Source organism: Streptomyces sp. NPDC033136, assembly GCF_055578235.1.
In genome coordinates this window covers 61,007-79,587 of sequence record NZ_JBVIPD010000009.1, presented here as the reverse complement: position 1 = coordinate 79,587, position 18,581 = coordinate 61,007, and the positions used below count along the sequence as shown (strand labels likewise).

12 protein-coding genes are annotated in these 18,581 nt (G+C 72.0%); 9 read left to right on the top strand and 3 right to left on the bottom strand.

What is annotated here, in order from left to right:
- The first annotated feature begins 1 nt into the window (after nucleotide 1).
- The 5 genes from ACZ5TL_RS18770 to ACZ5TL_RS18750 all read left to right on the top strand — a co-directional run bounded on the left by ACZ5TL_RS18770 (nucleotide 2) and on the right by ACZ5TL_RS18750 (nucleotide 4,898).
- Nucleotides 2–1,147 carry an ABC transporter ATP-binding protein gene (locus ACZ5TL_RS18770; RefSeq protein ID WP_468590993.1) on the top strand — a complete coding sequence of 382 codons (1,146 nt, stop codon included), beginning with the start codon at nucleotides 2–4 and terminating at the stop codon, nucleotides 1,145–1,147.
- Nucleotides 1,147–2,076 carry an ABC transporter permease gene (locus ACZ5TL_RS18765; protein WP_468590992.1) on the top strand — a complete coding sequence of 310 codons (930 nt, stop codon included), beginning with the start codon at nucleotides 1,147–1,149 and terminating at the stop codon, nucleotides 2,074–2,076. The genes ACZ5TL_RS18770 and ACZ5TL_RS18765 overlap by 1 nt, the downstream gene beginning before the upstream one ends.
- Complete coding sequence (locus tag ACZ5TL_RS18760) at nucleotides 2,077–2,883, top strand: ABC transporter permease (protein ID WP_468590990.1); 807 nt, start codon at nucleotides 2,077–2,079, stop codon at nucleotides 2,881–2,883. It begins immediately after the preceding gene.
- A 12-nt stretch (nucleotides 2,884–2,895) separates the two neighbouring features.
- On the top strand, nucleotides 2,896–4,314 hold the full coding sequence (locus ACZ5TL_RS18755) for an NAD(P)/FAD-dependent oxidoreductase (protein ID WP_468590989.1): 1,419 nt from the start codon (nucleotides 2,896–2,898) through the stop codon (nucleotides 4,312–4,314).
- Between the two features lie 128 nt (nucleotides 4,315–4,442).
- Complete coding sequence (locus tag ACZ5TL_RS18750) at nucleotides 4,443–4,898, top strand: hypothetical protein (RefSeq protein WP_468591230.1); 456 nt, start codon at nucleotides 4,443–4,445, stop codon at nucleotides 4,896–4,898.
- Nucleotides 4,899–4,901: 3 nt separating this feature from the next.
- Here ACZ5TL_RS18750 and ACZ5TL_RS18745 read toward each other — a convergent pair whose 3' ends face one another.
- Both ACZ5TL_RS18745 and gabT read right to left on the bottom strand, forming a co-directional pair.
- Nucleotides 4,902–5,585, bottom strand: a complete 684-nt coding sequence (locus tag ACZ5TL_RS18745; RefSeq protein ID WP_468590988.1) for a phosphatase PAP2 family protein — start codon at nucleotides 5,583–5,585, stop codon at nucleotides 4,902–4,904.
- 422 nt (nucleotides 5,586–6,007) lie between these two features.
- The gene (gene gabT / locus ACZ5TL_RS18740) at nucleotides 6,008–7,342 is read right to left on the bottom strand and encodes a 4-aminobutyrate--2-oxoglutarate transaminase (protein ID WP_468590987.1); all 1,335 of its coding nucleotides are present in this window, start codon (nucleotides 7,340–7,342) and stop codon (nucleotides 6,008–6,010) included.
- A 252-nt stretch (nucleotides 7,343–7,594) separates the two neighbouring features.
- Between gabT and ACZ5TL_RS18735 the strand changes: the two genes are divergently transcribed.
- From ACZ5TL_RS18735 to ACZ5TL_RS18725, 3 genes are all read left to right on the top strand, one after another.
- Nucleotides 7,595–9,724 carry an ATP-binding protein gene (locus ACZ5TL_RS18735; protein WP_468590986.1) on the top strand — a complete coding sequence of 710 codons (2,130 nt, stop codon included), beginning with the start codon at nucleotides 7,595–7,597 and terminating at the stop codon, nucleotides 9,722–9,724.
- A 254-nt stretch (nucleotides 9,725–9,978) separates the two neighbouring features.
- Complete coding sequence (locus tag ACZ5TL_RS18730; protein WP_468590985.1) at nucleotides 9,979–11,646, top strand: PucR family transcriptional regulator; 1,668 nt, start codon at nucleotides 9,979–9,981, stop codon at nucleotides 11,644–11,646.
- Between the two features lie 447 nt (nucleotides 11,647–12,093).
- The gene (locus ACZ5TL_RS18725) at nucleotides 12,094–13,554 is read left to right on the top strand and encodes an aldehyde dehydrogenase family protein (protein WP_468590984.1); all 1,461 of its coding nucleotides are present in this window, start codon (nucleotides 12,094–12,096) and stop codon (nucleotides 13,552–13,554) included.
- A 108-nt stretch (nucleotides 13,555–13,662) separates the two neighbouring features.
- Here the strand turns inward: ACZ5TL_RS18725 and ACZ5TL_RS18720 are convergent, their stop codons facing one another.
- Nucleotides 13,663–16,500, bottom strand: coding sequence for a glycoside hydrolase family 3 C-terminal domain-containing protein (locus ACZ5TL_RS18720; protein ID WP_468590982.1), 2,838 nt, complete (start codon nucleotides 16,498–16,500; stop codon nucleotides 13,663–13,665).
- A 371-nt stretch (nucleotides 16,501–16,871) separates the two neighbouring features.
- Here ACZ5TL_RS18720 and ACZ5TL_RS18715 point away from each other — a divergent pair, with 371 nt between their 5' ends.
- A complete protein-coding gene (locus ACZ5TL_RS18715) occupies nucleotides 16,872–18,560 on the top strand; it encodes an extracellular solute-binding protein (protein WP_468590980.1) in 1,689 nt (562 codons plus the stop codon).
- Nucleotides 18,561–18,581: the final 21 nt, after the last annotated feature.

Below are 18,581 nucleotides of genomic sequence, written 5' to 3'. Positions count from 1 at the left end.
CATGACGACCAAGACGGACCCCACCGGTGACGTCCGCCTGACGGGTATCACCAAGACCTACGGCGCCTTCACCGCCGTCCATCCGCTCGACCTGACCGTGCCGCAGGGCTCGTTCTTCGCCCTGCTCGGCGCCTCCGGCTGCGGCAAGACCACCACCCTGCGCATGATCGCCGGCCTGGAGGAGCCCTCCGCCGGTACCGTCTTCCTGGGCGACCAGGACGTGACGGCCCTCCCGCCGTACAGACGGCCGGTGAACACGGTCTTCCAGTCGTACGCCCTCTTCCCGCACCTCGACATCTTCGAGAACGTCGCCTTCGGGCTGCGTCGGAGGGGATGGAAGTCGGTGAAGAAGCAGGTCGAGGAGATGCTCGACCTGGTCCAGCTCGGCGAGCAGGCCCGCAAGAAGCCGCACCAGCTCTCCGGCGGCCAGCAGCAGCGCGTCGCCGTGGCCCGCGCGCTCATCAACCACCCCAAGGTGCTCCTGCTCGACGAGCCGCTCGGCGCCCTCGACCTGAAGCTGCGCCGCCAGATGCAGCTGGAGCTCAAGCGCATCCAGACCGAGGTCGGCATCACCTTCATCCACGTCACGCACGACCAGGAGGAGGCCATGACCATGGCCGACACGGTCGCCGTGATGAACGCCGGCCGCGTCGAGCAGCTCGGTTCGCCGGCCGATCTCTACGAGAACCCGCGCACCACGTTCGTCGCCAACTTCCTCGGCACCTCGAACTTCATCGAGGCCGAGGTCGACCACAAGAGCGGCGAGGAGATCGTGCTGAAGGCGGGTGGCGGCAAGCTCGTCCTGCCCGGGGCGCGGTGCGGCGCGCCCACGACGGCCGGGGGCAGGGTGCTGGTCGGCGTCCGCCCGGAGAAGATCTCCCTCACCCACGCGGACGACGCCGGCGAGATACCCGGGGGCCGCAACCGCATCACCGGCCGGATCGCGGACTCCAGCTTCATCGGCGTCTCGACGCAGTACGTGGTCGACAGCCCTGTCTGCGCCGACTTCGAGGTCTACGCCCAGAACATCGACCGCGACCCCCGCCTGGTGCCCGGCGCCGAGGTCGTCCTGCACTGGAACCCGGCCCACACCTTCGGCCTGGACGCGGCCCAGGACATCGAGGCCGGAGTGGAAGAGGCCGCCTGATGACCACACTCACCGAGGCGCCACCGCCGCTCGCACCGGAAGCCCCCGGGCCGAAGCCCCCGAAGCGCAGGGGCCGCCTGACCCCGTACTGGCTGCTGCTCCCCGGCATCCTCTGGCTGCTCGTGTTCTTCGCGCTGCCGATGATCTACCAGGCCTCCACGTCCGTGCAGACGGGCTCACTGGAGGAGGGATACAGGGTCACCTGGCACTTCGCCACGTACTGGGACGCGCTGTCCGGGTACTGGCCGCAGTTCGTCCGGTCCGTGCTCTACGCCGGCACCGCGACGATCTTCTGCCTGCTGCTCGGCTACCCGCTCGCGTACCTGATTGCCTTCCGGGCGGGCCGCTGGCGGAACCTGATCATGATCCTGGTGATCGCGCCGTTCTTCACCAGCTTCCTGATCCGCACGCTGGCCTGGAAGACGATCCTCGCGGACGGCGGCCCGGTCGTCGGCGCGCTCAACACGCTGCACGTCCTGGACGTCACCAGCTGGCTCGGCTGGACCGCGGGCGACCGCGTCCTGGCCACGCCGCTCGCGGTGGTCTGCGGCCTGACGTACAACTTCCTGCCGTTCATGATCCTGCCGCTCTACACCTCGCTGGAGCGCATCGACGGCCGGCTCCACGAGGCCGCCGGTGATCTGTACGCCCGGCCCTGGACGACCTTCCGCAAGGTGACCTTCCCGCTGTCGATGCCGGGTGTCGTCTCCGGCACGCTGCTGACCTTCATCCCGGCGACCGGCGACTACGTCAACGCCGATCTGCTCGGCTCCACTGACACCCGCATGGTCGGAAACGTCATCCAGGCGCAGTTCCTCAGAGTGCTCGACTACCCGACGGCCGCGGCGCTCTCCTTCATCCTCATGGCGGCCATCCTCCTCATGGTCACCTTCTACATCCGCAGGTCCGGGACGGAGGATCTGGTCTGAATGCCCTTCGTCAACTGGCTCAAGAGAAATCTCGTCGTCATCGCGGGACTGCTGACGCTCTGCTATCTGCTCCTGCCGAACGTCATCGTCACGGTCTTCTCCTTCAACAAACCGAAGGGGCGCTTCAACTACGCGTGGCAGCAGTTCTCCCTGGACGCCTGGAAGGACCCCTGCGGGGTCTCCGACCTGTGCGGCTCGCTGTCGGTCAGCCTCCAGATCGCGTTCTGGGCGACCCTCGGCGCCACCCTCCTCGGCACGCTCATCGCCTTCGCCCTGGTTCGCTACCGGTTCCGCGCCCGCGGCGCCGTGAGCTCGCTGATCTTCCTGCCGATGGCGATGCCCGAGGTCGTCATGGCCGCCTCACTGCTCACCCTGTTCCTCAACATGGGCGCGCGGCTCGGCTTCTGGACAATTCTCATCGCGCACATCATGTTCTGCCTGAGTTTCGTCGTCACGGCCGTCAAGGCGCGTGTGATGTCGATGGACCCACAACTGGAGGAGGCGGCGCGGGACCTGTACGCGGGCCCGTTCCAGACCTTCGTCCGGGTCACCCTGCCGATCGCGGCGCCGGGGATCGCGGCGGGGGCGCTGCTCGCCTTCGCCCTCTCCTTCGACGACTTCGTCATCACCAATTTCAACGCCGGCTCGACCGTCACCTTCCCCATGTTCGTCTGGGGATCGGCGCAGCGCGGAACGCCCGTTCAGATCAATGTCATCGGCACGGCCATGTTCGTCGTCGCCGTCCTGTTCGTCCTGGTTTCCATGGCTGTCGGAAACCGCCGCAACAGACACAAGGCATCACCGTAGGGAGTTGACATCATGGCCCCGAGCGCCATGAATCAGTGGACCCGTTCGCTCTCCGACGCCCGGCCGGTCCCGTACTGGCTGGACGACCCCGGCCGGCCCCGTCCCGCACCCGCCCTCACCACCTCCGAGACCTGCGACCTGCTGGTCGTCGGCGGCGGCTACAGCGGACTGTGGACCGCGCTGGTCGCCAAGGAGCGCGACCCGCAGCGGGACGTGGTGCTGGTGGAAGGCCGCGAGGTGGGCTGGGCCGCCTCCGGCCGCAACGGCGGCTTCTGCGCCGCCTCCCTCACCCACGGCCTGCCCAACGGCCTCGCCCGCTGGCCCGAGGAGATCCACAAGCTCCAGGAGCTGGGCGCCCGCAACCTCGACGCGATCGAGGCGGCGGTCGCCCGGCACGCCATCGACTGCGACTTCGAACGCACCGGCGAGATCGACGTCGCCACCGAGCCGTACCAGGCGCGGGAACTGAGGGAGTGGTACGAGGAGACCTCCCGCCGGGGCCTCGCCGACGGAATCGAGTACCTGGACGCCGAAGCCGTACGGGAGCAGGTGAACTCACCCACCTTCCAGGCCGGCCTGTGGGACCGCCGGGGCGTGGCGATGCTGAACCCGGCGAAGCTCGCCTGGGGCCTGAAGCGGGCGTGCGTGGACCTGGGCGTGCGCGTCTACGAACACACCCCGGCGCTGGACCTGAAGCCGTACGGCGCCGGCATGGCGGTCCGCACGCCCTACGGCCGGATCCGTGCCCGCCGGGTCGCCCTCGGCACGAACATCTTCCCGAACCTGGTCAGACGCGTCCGTTCCTACACCGTCCCGGTCTACGACTACGCCCTGATGACCGAGCCGCTCAGCCCCGCTCAACTGGCCTCGATCGGCTGGAGGAACCGCCAGGGTCTCGGCGACAGCGCCAACCAGTTCCACTACTTCCGCCTGTCCGCCGACCACCGCGTCCTCTGGGGCGGCTACGACGCGATCTACCCCTACGGCGGCCGGGTCCGCGCCGAGTACGACGACCGCCCCGAGACCTACGCCAAGCTCGCCGGGCACTTCTTCACCTGCTTCCCGCAGCTGGAGGGCGTCCGCTTCAGCCACGCCTGGGGCGGCGCGATCGACACCTGCTCCCGCTTCTCGGCGTTCTTCGGCAGCGTCCACCAGGGCAAGGTGGCCTACGCGGCCGGGTACACCGGACTCGGGGTCGGTGCCACCCGGTTCGGCGCCGAGGTGATGCTGGACCTGCTGGCGGGGGAGCGCACCGAGCGCACGGAGCTGGAGATGGTCCGCCGGAAGCCGCTGCCGTTCCCGCCCGAGCCCTTCGCCTGGACGGGCATCGCCCTCACCAAGTGGTCCCTGGCCCGCGCGGATGCGCGGGGCGGACGCCGCAACCTGTGGCTGCGGACGATGGACAAGCTGGGCCTCGGCTTCGACAGCTGACGCACGGGCGTGAGCCGGTTCACTCCAACGAGGGGCCGCAACCCGCGTAATGACCACCAGGACACCCCCTCTCCCTCGTGACGCGCTGCGCGTCCGCGAGATTCACGAGAGAGATGGGGGTCTTCCTGATGAAAGGGGCGAAGACGGCGGTGGAGTGGCTCGCATCCGTCGCACCCGATCCCGAGGCCTGCCGCTGGAAGTGGGAGCGCAGCCTGCTCCGGGTGGCGCTGCTGCCGGCCGGCAGCGCCTGGGACGTGCTCATCCTGCCCGGCGAACTCGGCTACGCCACGCTCGACGTGCTGAGCCGGGTTCTCGACCGGCCGGGGCCGGTGCTCGTGGACTTCGGTGACGCGCGCATGGGCTTCTTCGTGCCGCCGGGCACCGCGGCACGCTGGCTCGGCACGGGCATCCGCACGGCGGGCGCCGGCACCTGGATCGTCGTACCGTACCCGGGCCGCTCCTCACCGGGCGGCGTCCGCTGGCTGGTCCCCCCGGACGGGTCGGGCCTGCTGACGGACCCGGCCCTGCTGGAACTGGCGATGCACGAGGCGGCGGCGGGGCTGGCCACGGAGAACGGCGCGTAGGCGCTATTCGGGCTGCTCGGGCGGCGCAGTCCGCCTGAGGGACAGCCACAGCGACGACAGCAGCACCGCGCACAGACACCAGCCGGCCACCACGTCCAGCGGCCAGTGGTAGCCGCGGCGGACCAGGCCGTAGCTCGCGCCGAGGACGAGGACGAGGCAGGCGGTGACCAGGGTGCGGCGGGCGAGGGGCGTGCGGAGCCGGGGGAGCAGCAGCAGGGTCGCGGAGCCGTAGGCGATGGCGGCCGTGGCGGTGTGGCCCGACGGGTAGTAGCCGGTGCCGGGCGGGACGGCCGGCGTGCCCGGGCGGTCCGTGAGCTCCTTGAGCGGGATGACCAGCGCCGGGACCAGGGCCATGAGCAGGACCGCGACGGCCACCGGCGACCACCAGCGGTCGCCGCCGCCGCGGCGGACGCGTACGGCGACGTACCCGAGGGCGACCGCGAGGACCGGGACCGCGACCTGGACGTTGCCGAGGTCGGAGAGGAACTCGGAGAGACCGTCCGGGTGGACGAGGCCGCGGCTGACGCGCTCGTCGAGCCGGACGAGCGGGCCGTCGGCGACGACCTGCCAGGTGATCAGCGCGAACAGCAGGGCGGGAAGGCCGAACAGGAGGGTCAGCGCTCCCGGGTGTGTTCTCCTGGCCCGCGCGGTGGACGCGGCGCGTTCCTGGCTCGCGGGGATCGGCATGTGGCACAGCTTGGCACGCGCGCGGACGCACGGGAGGGAGGTCGGCCGCCCCGGAACAAGGGGGGGTGGCTCCGAGGCGGCCGTACGGACCGGAACGTCGCGCGCCCCGGGGGGTTTGGGGCGGGCGACCGTCCGATCGGTGAGGAGATCCAGAGCCTCAGGCTCCGGTTGTGTGCGCGAGGGCACGACCAGGTCGAAGCTGGGGAGGCCCCGGCCTGATGTCGCCCACAGTCCCCTGTGGGCGGGGTGTATCTCTCATCTGGGTAGAACCTACGACAGGGGCGGGGCGGAGGACAGGCCGCCGGGCTCCCTGCCATCCACCTCGCACACCTTCTTCACACGCTCTGTCGCTCGCCGCCCCGGGAGCGGAACCGGGGCGGCTCACCTGCCCCGACGGGGGCTCAGATACGCGCGGCGGCGGTTCAGACGCGGGTGAGGGCCTGCTCGATGATGTCGAGGCCCTCGCTCAGCAGGTCCTCGCCGATCACCAGCGGGGGCAGGAAGCGGAGCACGTTGCCGTAGGTGCCACAGGTCAGGACCAGCAGGCCCTCGGCGTGGCAGGCCTTGGCGAGTGCGGCGGTCGCCTCCGGGTTCGGCTCCTTGGTGGCCCGGTCCTTCACCAGCTCGATGGCGATCATCGCACCGCGCCCGCGGACGTCGCCGATGATGTCGAACTTGTCCTGCATGGCCGACAGGCGGGCCTTCATGACGGCCTCGATGCTCTTCGCCCGCGCGTTGAGGTCGAGCTCCCTCATCGTCTCGATCGAGCCCAGCGCACCGGCACAGGCGACCGGGTTGCCGCCGTAGGTGCCGCCCAGGCCGCCGGCGTGCGCGGCGTCCATGATCTCGGAGCGACCGGTGACGGCGGCCAGGGGGAGACCGCCGGCGATGCCCTTGGCGGTGGTGATGAGGTCCGGGACGATGCCCTCGTCCTCACACGCGAACCACTGGCCCGTACGGCAGAAGCCGGACTGAATCTCGTCGGCGACGAAGACGATGCCGTGGGCGGAGGCGAACTCGCGGATCGCCGGCAGGAAGCCCTTGGCCGGCTCGATGAAACCGCCCTCGCCGAGCAACGGCTCGATGATGATCGCGGCGACGTTCTCCGCGCCGACCTGCTTGCTGATCTGGTCGACGGCCTGCGCGGCTGCCTCGGGGCCGGCGTTCTCGGCCCCGGTCGGCCAGCGGTAGCCGTACGCCACCGGCACCCGGTACACCTCGGGCGCGAACGGCCCGAAGCCGTGCTTGTACGGCATGTTCTTCGCCGTCAGCGCCATCGTCAGGTTGGTGCGCCCGTGGTACCCGTGGTCGAACACGACGACGGCCTGCCGCTTGGTGTACGCCCGGGCGATCTTCACGGCGTTCTCGACGGCCTCGGCGCCGGAGTTGAACAGCGCGCTCTTCTTGGCGTGGTCACCCGGGGTCAGCTCGGCGAGCGCCTCGGCGACCTCGACGTACCCCTCGTAGGGCGTGACCATGAAACAGGTGTGGGTGAAGTCGGCGAGCTGTGCCGACGCCCGCCGTACGACGGCCTCGGCGGAGGCGCCGACGGACGTCACGGCGATGCCCGACCCGAAGTCGATCAGCCGGTTCCCGTCGACGTCCTCGATGATCCCGCCACCGGCCCGCGCCGTGAACACGGGCAGCACGGACCCCACACCCTGCGCGACCGCGGCGGTACGGCGGGCCTGCAGCTCCTGCGACTTCGGACCGGGGATGGCGGTGACGACGCGGCGCTCCTGCGGAAGTGCGGTCATGCGGGGCTCCTGGAGTGGTGCGGAGGGTGACATACGGACGCTTGGCTTCTTTTCTCGCAGGCTAGGGCGGGGGGAGGGGGGTGGGCATGCTCCATGTGGGCGTTGTCGGCGCAGCGGCTTGTCCGGGGTGGACATGGCGGTCTCGGGGGCTGCTGCCCACGCCCCGGCCGCGTAAGCGGTGAACTCCCCAGGAGAGGGCGTTAGATTGGCTCGCTGATGGTGGACGGCGCGGCTGGTCAGGGGGCAAGGGCGATGGACAGCGACGGGACGCAGGAGGCCCGGGGTACGCACGCGCATCCCGTGCCGCGTCCGGCGGGGCCGCCGGAGGTGCCCGCGATGCCTCCCCGGCCGCCCCAGGCACCGGTGACACCGCCGCCGGACGGGTCGGCCTTCCTCGCCTGGCTGCGCGCGCCGCGCCCCGACGCCGCGCCGGGCGTGTGGCGGTTCGGGCACCGGCCGCGGCCCGACGAGGAGCTCGACGAGGTCCCCACCCGGCAGCTGCTGAGCGGGGCGCTGATCGCCTTCCTGGTGGGTTGGCTGATCTGGTCGCTGCTGCAGAACGGGTACCTCGGCACCTGGTGGTGGGTGCCGTTCGACCTGATCGTCCCCGATGCCTGGCGCGGCGCCGACAGTGATCTCGGCGAGATGGGCACGTTCGTGGTGTACCGGGGGTACGAGCTGCTCGTCGCCCTGGCGATCATGGTCGGGGTGGCCCGGCTCGGCCGCTGGGGCGAGGTGTGGCGCCGCCTCGTCACCCCCCGCTTGCGCCGGCCGGAGCACCAGGCGGCCCAGCCGGCCCCCCAGGACGACCCGGCCGAGTGGAACGAACTGCGCGCCGCCGGAGCCGTCGACGCCGCCGAGCGGCTCGCCGCCGAGGCCCGCTGCGGGCTGATGCGGGACGTCGACCATGCCCGGATCCTCCGCGCCTGGCAGGGCGTGCGCACCGGGCGGCACAGTCTGGCCACCTTCAGCGGTGCCGTGCTCAAGGACGGTGCCGCCGCCTGCCTCCACCCGTCCGGCGAGCGTGACCTGCCGGCCCGGCTCGCCCGGCACGACCTGGTCACCGGGCAGGTGCGGCTGGGGACCACCGTGGACGACGTCCGCAACCCCTACGCCTACCGCGGGGCGGGGCTCGCCCTGGGCCCGGACCTGCTCGGCACCTCCCTCGTGGCCGTCGGCCCCGCCGGCTCCGGCAAGACCGGCACCGTCGTCCGCCCCCTCGCCGAGTCCCTCTGTCTGCACGCCCTCGCCGGGCGCGCCGCCGTGGTGGTCGTCGGGGCCGCCGGGGCGGGGCTCGGGCCGGCCGACGCGTACGACGTCGTCGTGCGGATCGGGAACCAGGAGTCCGAGTACGACCTCGATCTGTACGGCGGGACCGGCGACCCGGACGAGGCCGCGGCCGTGCTGGCCGAGGCGCTCGTAGGGGATCTCGCCGATCCGCATCCCGGCAGCGACAGCCGCCGGTCCACCACCGTCCTCGCCCAGCTGCTCGGGCCGTTCCGCGCCGTCCACGGGCGCTTTCCCTCCGTACCGGAGCTGCGGCAGCTGCTCGACGGTGCGCCGGGGCCGTTCGCCGCGCTGCGGCAGGGGCTTCAGGAGGCGGGGCGGGAGTCGCTGCTGCGGGAGCTCGACGCCCGGGAGCGGCAGATGGGCCAGCCCGGGGACGTCGGCGGGGTCCTCGCGGACCGCGTCGCCCTGCTCGACCGGCCCGCCTTCGCCGGGTTCTTCGACACCTCCGGGCAGTCGCGGCCCTTCACGCTCAAGGCCCTCGACCATCCCGTGCGCGTGCGCGTCGACCTGCCCGAGCGGGGGCACGCCGACGCCTCCCGGATGCTGGCGCGGCTGGTGCTCGCGCAGTTCACGGCGAGTGTCGCGGTACGGGAGGACCGTTCCCTGTTCGCCTGCCTGGTGCTCGACGACGCCACCGGGGTCGTGACGCCGGAGGCCGTGCGCGGCATCCAGCGGCTGCGGTCCGGTAACGCCGGTGTCGTGCTCACCCTGCGGTCGCTGGACGACGTGGCCCGGCCGCTGCGCGGGCCGCTGCTCGGCGCCACCGGGTGCCGGATGGCCCTGTCGGGGCTCACACCCTGGGACGGGCAGGACTTCGCCGAGGTGTGGGGCAAGGAGTGGACCGAGGCGCGCGACGTCACCGACCGGCAGATCATCGCCGAGACCCCGGCCGGCAAGGCACTGCACGCGGTACGGCGGGTGATCACCGGCAAGGCGCCGACCGCGCGGGCGGTGACCGTACGCCAGGTCGAGCGGGAGCGCTGGTCCGCCTCCGAGCTGGCCCACGGGGTGCCGGCGGGGCACGCGGTGCTGTCGCTGACCGACGTGAAGGGCGAGCACGCGCCGCCGCTGCTGGTGGACCTGCGGGGCTGACGGACTCCCGTGTCGGCGGGGCCGGCGGTGCCCGGCGTGGCCCGGCCGGCGCGGATGTCGTGCGGCCCAGCGAGCCGACGGGCCTGAACATCGCCGGGAGCCGCGGCGGCCTGAGCGTCTCCCGGTGCACCGTGGCGCCTTCCCGCCGGTACCGGTACGCGGAGACCGTACGGTGAGGCAGAATCGTCACAGGTCGTTCATACGCGGCGGCCAAAAGACCATAAAGATCACACCGCTCTGACGCGGAAGGCCCCATGCCCCCGACGCTCGCCTCGCTCGTCCACCACTCCGCGCTGAAACTGACCGTACGGGCGGGCGGAGACCGCCTCGACGTGCCGGTCCGCTGGGCGCACGTCAGCGAGCTCGCCGACCCCGTGCCCTACATGGAGGGCGGGGAACTGCTGCTGATCACCGCGCTCAAGCTGGACGCCGAGGACCCGGAGGCCATGCGCCGCTACGTCCGGCGGCTGGCCGGGGCCGGTGTGGTCGGGCTCGGTTTCGCCGTCGGCGTCAACTACGAGGAGATTCCCGAGGCGCTCGTCGACGCGGCCGGGGAGGAGGGCCTGCCGCTGCTGGAGGTGCCGCGCCGCACGCCCTTCCTGGCCATCAGCAAGGCCGTGTCCGCGGCCATCGCGGCCGACCAGTACCGGGCCGTCACCGCGGGGTTCGCCGCCCAGCGCGAACTGACCCGGCAGGCCCAGACCGGCGGGCCGGAGGGACTGCTGGCCGCGCTGGCCGCGCAGGTCGACGGCTGGGCGGCGCTGTACGACGCCTCGGGCGCCGTCGTCGCCACGGCACCGGACTGGGCGGGCCGACGCGCCGCGCGGCTCACCGGTGACGTGCAGCGGCTGCGGGACCGGCCCGCGCCCGCCTCGTCCGTGGTCGGCGGCCCGGAGAACGAGGACCGGGTCGAGCTGCACACCATCGGCACCGGCCGCCGCCCCCGCGCGGCTCTCGCCGTGGGCACGGCCGCCGCCCCGGGCACCGCCGAGCGCTACGCCGTCCACTCGGCCATCGCGCTGCTGACCCTGACCACGGAACGCTCCCGCTCCCTCCAGGCGGCCGAGCAGCGGATCGGCGCGGCGGTGCTGCGCATGCTGCTGGCCGGGGAACCGGACCACGCGCGTACCGTCGCCGGGGGTCTCTACGGCGGGCTGCTGGACGCGCCGTTCCGGATGATGGTCGCGGAGCGGGTGCCGGTGTCGGCCGCGCTGGCCCGTGCCGAGGCCCGGGCGGGCGCCCCGGCCGTCGACCGGCCCTCCGCCGCCGCGCTCGCCGCGGCCGACACGAACGGCGACCCCCTCGCGGCGCTCGCCGACGTCATGGAGTCCGCTGCGGCCCGGGCCGGCGAGGCCGTCCTGGTCGTGCCGGAGGGGGAGCGGCTGGTGGTGCTGGCCGCGGACGGCGGTGCCGCGGCGGCGGCCGCCGCGGAGTACGCGGCCGCCCTGGAGACGGCCCGGTCCGGCGTGCGCGAGAAGGTGCCGGGCGGCGAGGGGGACGAGCTGGTCGTGGGCCTGTCGGCCCCGGCCGGGCCCATCGCCGCGTCCGCCGCGTACAAGCAGGCCGAGCAGGCGCTGTCGGTGGCGCGGCGGCGCGGGCGCGTCCTCGTGGAGCACGAGCGGATGGCGGCCGGATCCGTCTTGCCGCTGCTGGCGGACGACGCGGTACGGGCGTTCGCCGACGGGATACTCCGGCCGCTGTACGAGCACGACGCCACCGGCCGCGGCGACCTCGTCGCCTCGCTGCGCGCCTGGCTGTCCAAGCACGGCCAGTGGGACGCGGCGGCGGCCGAACTCGGCGTCCACCGCCACACCCTGCGCTACCGCATGCGCCGGGTCGAGGAGATCCTGGGCCGCTCCCTGGACGACCCGGACGTCCGGATGGAGCTGTGGCTGGCCCTCAAGGCGACCTCGGCAGACTAGTTGTATTGCCGCGGCAGGCAACGTTCGCCCCGTCGCGACGCCCGGCACGCTCCCCCACTGCCCGAAAGGCGTGGGAGGTACCCCACGACGCCGCTCCTTGACGGGCGAACGTTGCCTGCCGCGGCACTGGCCAAACCGTAGTGTCCCCGGCCGTCACTGCTACGCCCCGGACAAACGCCCTTCGGTCACCCCGCGCCTACCGTTGATCCCTAGTGCCGCGACAGGCAACGTTCGCCCCGTCGCGACGCCCGGCACGCTCCCCCAAGCTCTTCGAGCAGGGGGGACCCCCACTCGCCGCACCGGCCGAAAGCCCAGGTACATCCAGTACGAGGACTTCCGGCCGGCACACCGAGAGCACGCACCGGACGCCGCTCCTTGACGGGCAAAGATTGCGCCCCGCGGCACTAGCACAGGACCACCCCCGACGCCGAAGGGCCGGAAACCCCCATGCCGAAGAACGATGTGGCAGCCACCCACGCCTACTGGCTCGCCGGCCGCCAGGCCACCGGCGAGGACACCTTCGACGTCACCTCCCCGTGGGACGGGCGGCTCGTCGGCACGGTGAGCGTGCCGACGGACGCGCAGGTCGAGGAGGCCGTTGCCGCCGCCTACGCCGTGCGGGACGAGTTCGCCGCCACCGCGGCGCACGTGCGCGCCGCTGCCCTGGACCACGTCAGCAAGCGCCTCGCCGAGCGCACCGAGGAGATCGCGCGGCTGATCTCCGCCGAGAACGGCAAGCCCCTGAAGTGGGCGCGCGGCGAGGTCGGGCGTGCCGTGTCGGTGTTCCGGTTCGCGGCCGAGGAGGCCCGGCGGTTCAACGGCGGCGAGGCCCAGCGCCTCGACACCGACCTCGGCGGCCAGGGCCGGCTCGCCCTCACACGCCGCTTCCCGAAGGGCGTCGTGCTCGGCATCGCGCCCTTCAACTTCCCGCTGAACCTCTGCGCCCACAAGGTCGCCCCGGCCATCGCCGCCGGCGCCCCGATCATCCTCAAGCCGGCCCCGGCCACCCCGCTGTCCGGCCTGATCATTGGCGACCTGCTGGCCGAGACCGAGCTGCCCGCGGGTTCCTGGAGCATCCTGCCCGTCGCCAACGACAGGATGCCCGCCCTCGTGCGGGACGAGCGCCTGCCCGTCATCTCCTTCACCGGCTCCGAGAAGGTCGGCTACGCGATCATGGACTCGGTGCCGCGCAAGCACTGCACCCTGGAGCTGGGCGGCAACGGCGCCGCCGTCGTCCTCGCCGACTGGGCGAGCGACGAGGATCTGGACCGGGCGGCGAACCGCATCGCCACCTTCTCCAACTACCAGGGCGGGCAGTCCTGCATCTCCGTCCAGCGGGTCATCGCCGACGCCTCGGTGTACGACCGGCTGCTGCCGCGTGTCGTCGCCGCCGTCGAGGCCCAGGTCACCGGCGACCCGAGCGACGACACGACCGACGTCGGGCCGCTGGTCAGCGAGGACGCCGCCCAGCGCGTCGAGACGTGGGTCCAGGAGGCGGTCGACGCCGGCGCCCGGCTGCTCACCGGCGGCAAGCGCGACGGCGCCTCCTATGCGCCGACCGTCCTGGCCGAGGTCCCGGCCGACGTCACGCTCTCCTGCGAGGAGGTCTTCGGGCCGGTCCTCACGGTGCAGAAGGCGGACGGCGAGGCGGCGGCCTTCGCCGCCGTCAACGACTCCAAGTACGGCCTCCAGGCGGGCGTGTTCACCCACGACCTGCAGACCGCCTTCCGCGCACACCGCGCCCTGGAGGTCGGAGGTGTCGTCATCGGCGACGTCCCGTCCTACCGCGCCGACCAGATGCCGTACGGCGGCGTCAAGCAGTCCGGCGTGGGCCGCGAGGGCGTGCGCTTCGCCATGGAGGACTACACGTACGAGCGCGTGCTGGTCCTCACCGGCATCGACCTCTGACTCACCTCTAGCTCATGGGAACCATTTTCATATAGTCTCCGCGGAGAGGCCCGGCACCGATGCCTTCCGGTGCCGGGCCTCTCCTTCATGCCGGCCTGTTCCGGACCCTCAACCGGAGAAGCCGACGTGCGCGAGCCGCAGCGGGCCGCGCAGCCTGAGGCGCACATCGTGGACGCCCGCGGCGGCGACGGCCGCGCCGAGCGAGACGTAGTCGTACGGGCCGGACGTGGGCGCGGCGGTCGACAGCACCGCGAGCGCCGGGCCGTCGTCGAGGGACAGCTCGACCGAGCCCTCACCGGCCACCTCCACCGTCACGCCGGAGATGCCGCGCCCCAAGTCGCAGGCGCGGTAGAGCAGTTCGCCCGCCGTCGCGTCCGTCGGCGTCACCGCGTCGCCCGACACCTTCGTCCGGTCGACGATCTCGATGCCGCTCTGCTCGTCGAAGCCGGCCGGGGCCAGACCGCCCGTGACGGCCGGGCGCGGCAGGGTGGGCTCGCCGTCGAGCGTGACGGTTGTCCGCAGCCGGACGTCCTCGCTGGAGGCCCCGGCGAGCAGTTCGTACGCGCCCGGCTCCACGCGCCACCGGTCCTGGGCGACATCCCAGAACGCGAAGGCGGACAGCGGGACCTCGAAGCTCAGCTCGGCCGTCCCGCCCGGGGCGAGGGTGACGCGGCGGTGGTCCAGCAGCTCGCGGCGGGGACGCGGCACGGACGGGTCGACGGCCCTGGTGTAGAGCTGGGCGATCTCGTCGGCCGTGACCTCACCGGTGTTGGTGACGGAGAAGGAGACGCGCACCGTCGCGTTCTCGACCCGGGCCGCCAGATCGCCGTAGGCGAACGACGCGTACGACAGGCCGTGCCCGAAGGGGAACAGGGGTGTGCCCTCGAAGTAGAGGTACGTCTGGCGGCTGCCGATCACGTCGTAGTCGAGGAGGCCGGGCAGGTCGGTGTCGGCGGCGTACCAGGTCTGCGGGAGGCGCCCGGCGGGGGAGACGTCGCCGGCCAGGACGCGGGCCAGGGCGGTGCCGGCCGCCTGGCCGCCGTGCGCCGTCCACAGCACCGCGGGCAGACCGGCCGGGTCGACGGCGTACGGGTAGGCGGAGACCAGCGCCAGCACGGTGGCCGGGTTGGCCGCGCGGGCGGCCCGCAGCAGCCGCTCCTGCTGCCCGGGCAGGCGCAGGGTCGTACGGTCCTCGGTCTCGCGGCCGTTGATGTGCGGGTCGTTGCCCGCCACCACCACGACCACGTCGGCCGCCGCGGCGGCCCGCGCCACCGCCTCCTCGCCCCGCTCGGTGACGACCAGCTCGAAGACCTCGGGATCCTCGTCGGCAACCTTCACGCCGTCGGCGGAGACACATACGTGCCGACCCGTCCCCAGGTGCTTGAGGAGGTGCCCGTTCCCGTGCGGTTCCAGGCTGAACGTCTCCTGGACGACCCAGCCGCCCGGCTGGTCGGCGGCGGCGCGGACGTAGCCGTCCTCGGCTACCGACAGGTAGCGGCCGTCGGGGGCGCGCAGCGTCAGGACGCCCTCGCCCCAGTCGGCCAGCGCCAGTTCGGTGCCGGTCGCGTCGGTGGTGAGCGCGGGCAGGTCGGTGCGGCCCGCGAGGAGCGCCGGGTCGAGCGCACCCTCGGCGCCGCGCACCTCGTCGGCGGCCTCCTCGGCCACCGGCACGTGCAGGAACGCGCCCCCGGAGGTCTTCAGCCGGACCCGGCCCACCCCCTCGGCGAACTCCACCCGGTCCGCGCCGAACCGCTCGTACAGGCCCTCCAGCGGCGTCGTGCGGTGGATGAGCGTGCCGCTGTACCAGTCGAGCTTGCACTCGTCGGCGAGCAGCCCGACCACCGCGATCCGGCTGTCCGGGGCGAGCGGCAGCGCTCCGTCGTTCTTGAGCAGCACGACCGCCTGCTCGGCGGCCTCCTGGGCGAGGGCGCGGTGCGCCGGGGTGTCGAACTCGCTGGTCGCGTCGTGCGGGTCGTACTCCGGGTCGAACTCGCCGAGCCGGAAGCGGACCGAGAGCTGCCGGCGGACGGCCGTGTCGAGGTCGGCCTCGGACAGCAGACCCCGCTCCAGGGCACCGCGCAGCCGTCCGATCATCTGCGCGGAGTCCGTGCCGTGGTCGGTGAAGCTGTCGACACCCGCGACGAGGGAGGCGGCGGTGGCCTCCTCGTGGGTGTCGAAGTAGTGCTCGGAGTCGACCAGGTTGCTCGGCGCGCCCGCGTCCGAGCAGACCAGCAGCTCCTCTTCGGTCCAGGCGCGCAGGTGCTCGGCCAGGTACGGGGAGACGTGGTTGGGGCGGCCGTTGACCAGGTTGTACGCGGGCATCACCCCGCCCACCGCGCCCGCCTCGACGGTCTCGCGGAAGGCCTTCAGGTCGTACTCGTGCAGCACGCGCGGACGCACCGAGCTCGATGTCGTGGAGCGGTCCGTCTCGTTGTTGTGGGCCAGCCAGTGCTTCAGCACGGGTGCCGTGCGCCAGTAGGTGGGGTGGTCGCCGCGCAGGCCGTGTGTGTAGGCGGTGGCGATCGCCGAGGTGAGCTTGGGGTCCTCCGAGTAGCCCTCCTCGTTGCGGCCCCACAGCGGGTGGCGCAGGAGGTTGACCGTCGGGGCCCACACGTTGAGGCCGACCCGGTCGTCCTTGGCGCGCATCGCCCGGACCTCCTTGGACACCGCGTCGCCGACGCGCCGCACCAGCTCCGGGTTCCAGGTCGCGCCGAGGCCGACCGCCTGCGGGAACACCGTCGCCGGGCCCATCCAGGCAACGCCGTGCAGGGCCTCCTGGCCGGTGCGGAAGGCGGCGACGCCGAGCCGCTCCACGGCGGGCGCGAACTGGTGCAGGAACGCGGTCTTCTCCTCGAGCGTGAGCCGCGACAGGAGGTCGTCGATCCGCTCCGCGAACGGCAGGCGCGGATCGCGGAACGGCGGCATGGGCGGCGTGTGTGCGGTCACGTGGGAATCCCTTTGCGATGGAGCGGCGAGGCGCTTTCGAAGCGCTTCGATGCTCATTCGACGTGGGGGCGGGTGTCAAGGGACCTCGGCACAACAACTCGCGCCATTCGGTGGCATTCCAAGCGGCATATGTGTCAGGTCGCGATCGTGCATACCTCGGAGGAATCTTGGAATCGCCCCTTGTGCGCCCCTGGGTGTTCACTTAACCTCGCAGCAACATCGAAGCGCTTCGACTGTGAAGTCCGCCACCAGGTGGTGCGCATTCCTCCTCACGCGTCGGAGTATCGCTTCGGCTCAGCCAGTTCCACTCAAGACACCGCAGCCGACGGCCCACCGCCGGGTGTCCTGGTGCGCCATGAAGGGTTGACGCAATGACGCCGAACGCCGCCTCCGCCTCCTCAGGACCGAGCCGGAGAAGTTTCCTCTCCTCCACGGCGGTCGCCACCGCAGCGGTGGCGGGGGGGATGCCGCTGCTTGCCGCGTGTGGCGGTGGTCAGGAAGGACAGAAGGACGGGGCCACGTCCGGGAAGGACGCGGAGAAGCTCCTTCCGGCGTTCGTGGCGTCCAGCGTCGTGGCGCCGGACATCCCCGCCAAGAACGGCTCGGCGGCCGGCTTCACCAAGGCGATCCCGACGGCCGACCTGAAGACCTCGGTGCCGAAGAAGCTCGGCAGCGGCGGCACGCTGAAGATCATGGCCCCCTTCTGGGGCACCCCGCCGAAGGGCGACAACCCCTACTACACCGCGATGAACGAGGCCATCGGCGTCAAGGTCGCCTGGCAGAACCAGGACGGCGTCACCTACGACCAGAAGCTCGGCGCGGTCCTCGCCTCCAGTGACATCCCCGACGCCGTGGTGGTGCCCGGCTGGAACCTGAACGGCAGGATCCCCAGCGCCGTCAACGCCAAGTTCGCCGACCTCGGCCCGTACCTGTCGGGCGACAAGGTCAAGGAGTACCCGAACCTCGCGGCCGTCCCCACCGAGGCCTGGCAGCGTGGCATCTTCGGCGGCAAGCTGCGCGCGATCCCGATGCCCGGCTCCTACGTCACCGACATCGCGCCCATGTACCGCAGGGACCTCTTCAAGAAGAAGGGCTACAGCGTCCCCAAGAGCCCGGACGAGTTCCTGTCCTGGGCCAAGGAGGCCACCGACGCCCGGTCGAAGCTCTGGGCCTGCGACGACATGAAGTGGACGGCGTTCAACGTCTTCGGCGTCCTGCCCGGCAGCGACAAGGCGCTGTGGTGGAACATGGACGGCGACAAGCTGATCAACCGCATCGAGACCGACGAGTACCTCGAAGCCCTGGAGTGGGTCCGCAAGCTCTACGCGGCCAAGGTGGTCCACCCGGACGCGGTCAACGGCAAGGCAGGAGGCAACTCGGGCAACCGCTTCACCGCCGGAGAGGTGCTGGTCTACAACAACAACATCTCCGACTGGTGGGGGAAGACGGCCGAGCAGGGCACCAAGAAGTCGGACTTCGACATGGCCGCGTTCGACATATTCGGTCCCGACGGCGGCGACCCCACGCTCTGGGCGAGCCAGCCGGCCAACATCTTCACCTTCGTCAGCAACAAGGCGTCCGAGCAGCAGATCAAGGACTTCCTCGCCCTCTGCAACTTCTGCGCCGCCCCGTACGGCACCAAGGAGTTCATGCTCACCGCCTACGGCGTCGAGGGCACCGACTACGAGTTCAAGGGCGGCCTGCCCACCAAGACCCAGCAGGGCATCAACGAGGTCAACGGCGCCTTCGACTACACCGGCAACCCCGCCCCGTACATCGCCCAGCCCGACCTCCCCGACGTCGCCCGGGGCATGGTCGAGTGGCAGCAGCGCATGGGCGCCTTCACCAAGAAGTCCTCCTTCTTCGGGCTGACCGTCACCGAGCCCAACCGCTGGGCCAACCTCGCCGACGACTTCGAGCAGCTGGAGGACGACGTCGTGCGCGGCCGCAAGAAGATCAGCGACGTGCAGCAGGCGGTCTCCGACTGGAAGAGCAAGGGCGGCGACGGTCTGCGCGACTGGTACAAGAAGCTGCTCGACGACAACGGCTCGGCGAAGTGACCCGGGGCTGAAGCAAGGAGA

What these genes read in the sequence shown, in the direction of transcription:
- ACZ5TL_RS18770 (WP_468590993.1), top strand. Translation starts at nt 2, where the DNA reads ATGACGACCAAGACGGACCCCACCGGTGACGTCCGCCTGACGGGTATC.
- ACZ5TL_RS18765 (WP_468590992.1), top strand. Translation starts at nt 1,147, where the DNA reads ATGACCACACTCACCGAGGCGCCACCGCCGCTCGCACCGGAAGCCCCC.
- ACZ5TL_RS18760 (WP_468590990.1), top strand. Translation starts at nt 2,077, where the DNA reads ATGCCCTTCGTCAACTGGCTCAAGAGAAATCTCGTCGTCATCGCGGGA.
- ACZ5TL_RS18755 (WP_468590989.1), top strand. Translation starts at nt 2,896, where the DNA reads ATGGCCCCGAGCGCCATGAATCAGTGGACCCGTTCGCTCTCCGACGCC.
- ACZ5TL_RS18750 (WP_468591230.1), top strand. Translation starts at nt 4,443, where the DNA reads ATGAAAGGGGCGAAGACGGCGGTGGAGTGGCTCGCATCCGTCGCACCC.
- ACZ5TL_RS18745 (WP_468590988.1), bottom strand. Translation starts at nt 5,585, where the DNA reads ATGCCGATCCCCGCGAGCCAGGAACGCGCCGCGTCCACCGCGCGGGCC.
- gabT (WP_468590987.1), bottom strand. Translation starts at nt 7,342, where the DNA reads ATGACCGCACTTCCGCAGGAGCGCCGCGTCGTCACCGCCATCCCCGGT.
- ACZ5TL_RS18735 (WP_468590986.1), top strand. Translation starts at nt 7,595, where the DNA reads ATGGACAGCGACGGGACGCAGGAGGCCCGGGGTACGCACGCGCATCCC.
- ACZ5TL_RS18730 (WP_468590985.1), top strand. Translation starts at nt 9,979, where the DNA reads ATGCCCCCGACGCTCGCCTCGCTCGTCCACCACTCCGCGCTGAAACTG.
- ACZ5TL_RS18725 (WP_468590984.1), top strand. Translation starts at nt 12,094, where the DNA reads ATGCCGAAGAACGATGTGGCAGCCACCCACGCCTACTGGCTCGCCGGC.
- ACZ5TL_RS18715 (WP_468590980.1), top strand. Translation starts at nt 16,872, where the DNA reads ATGACGCCGAACGCCGCCTCCGCCTCCTCAGGACCGAGCCGGAGAAGT.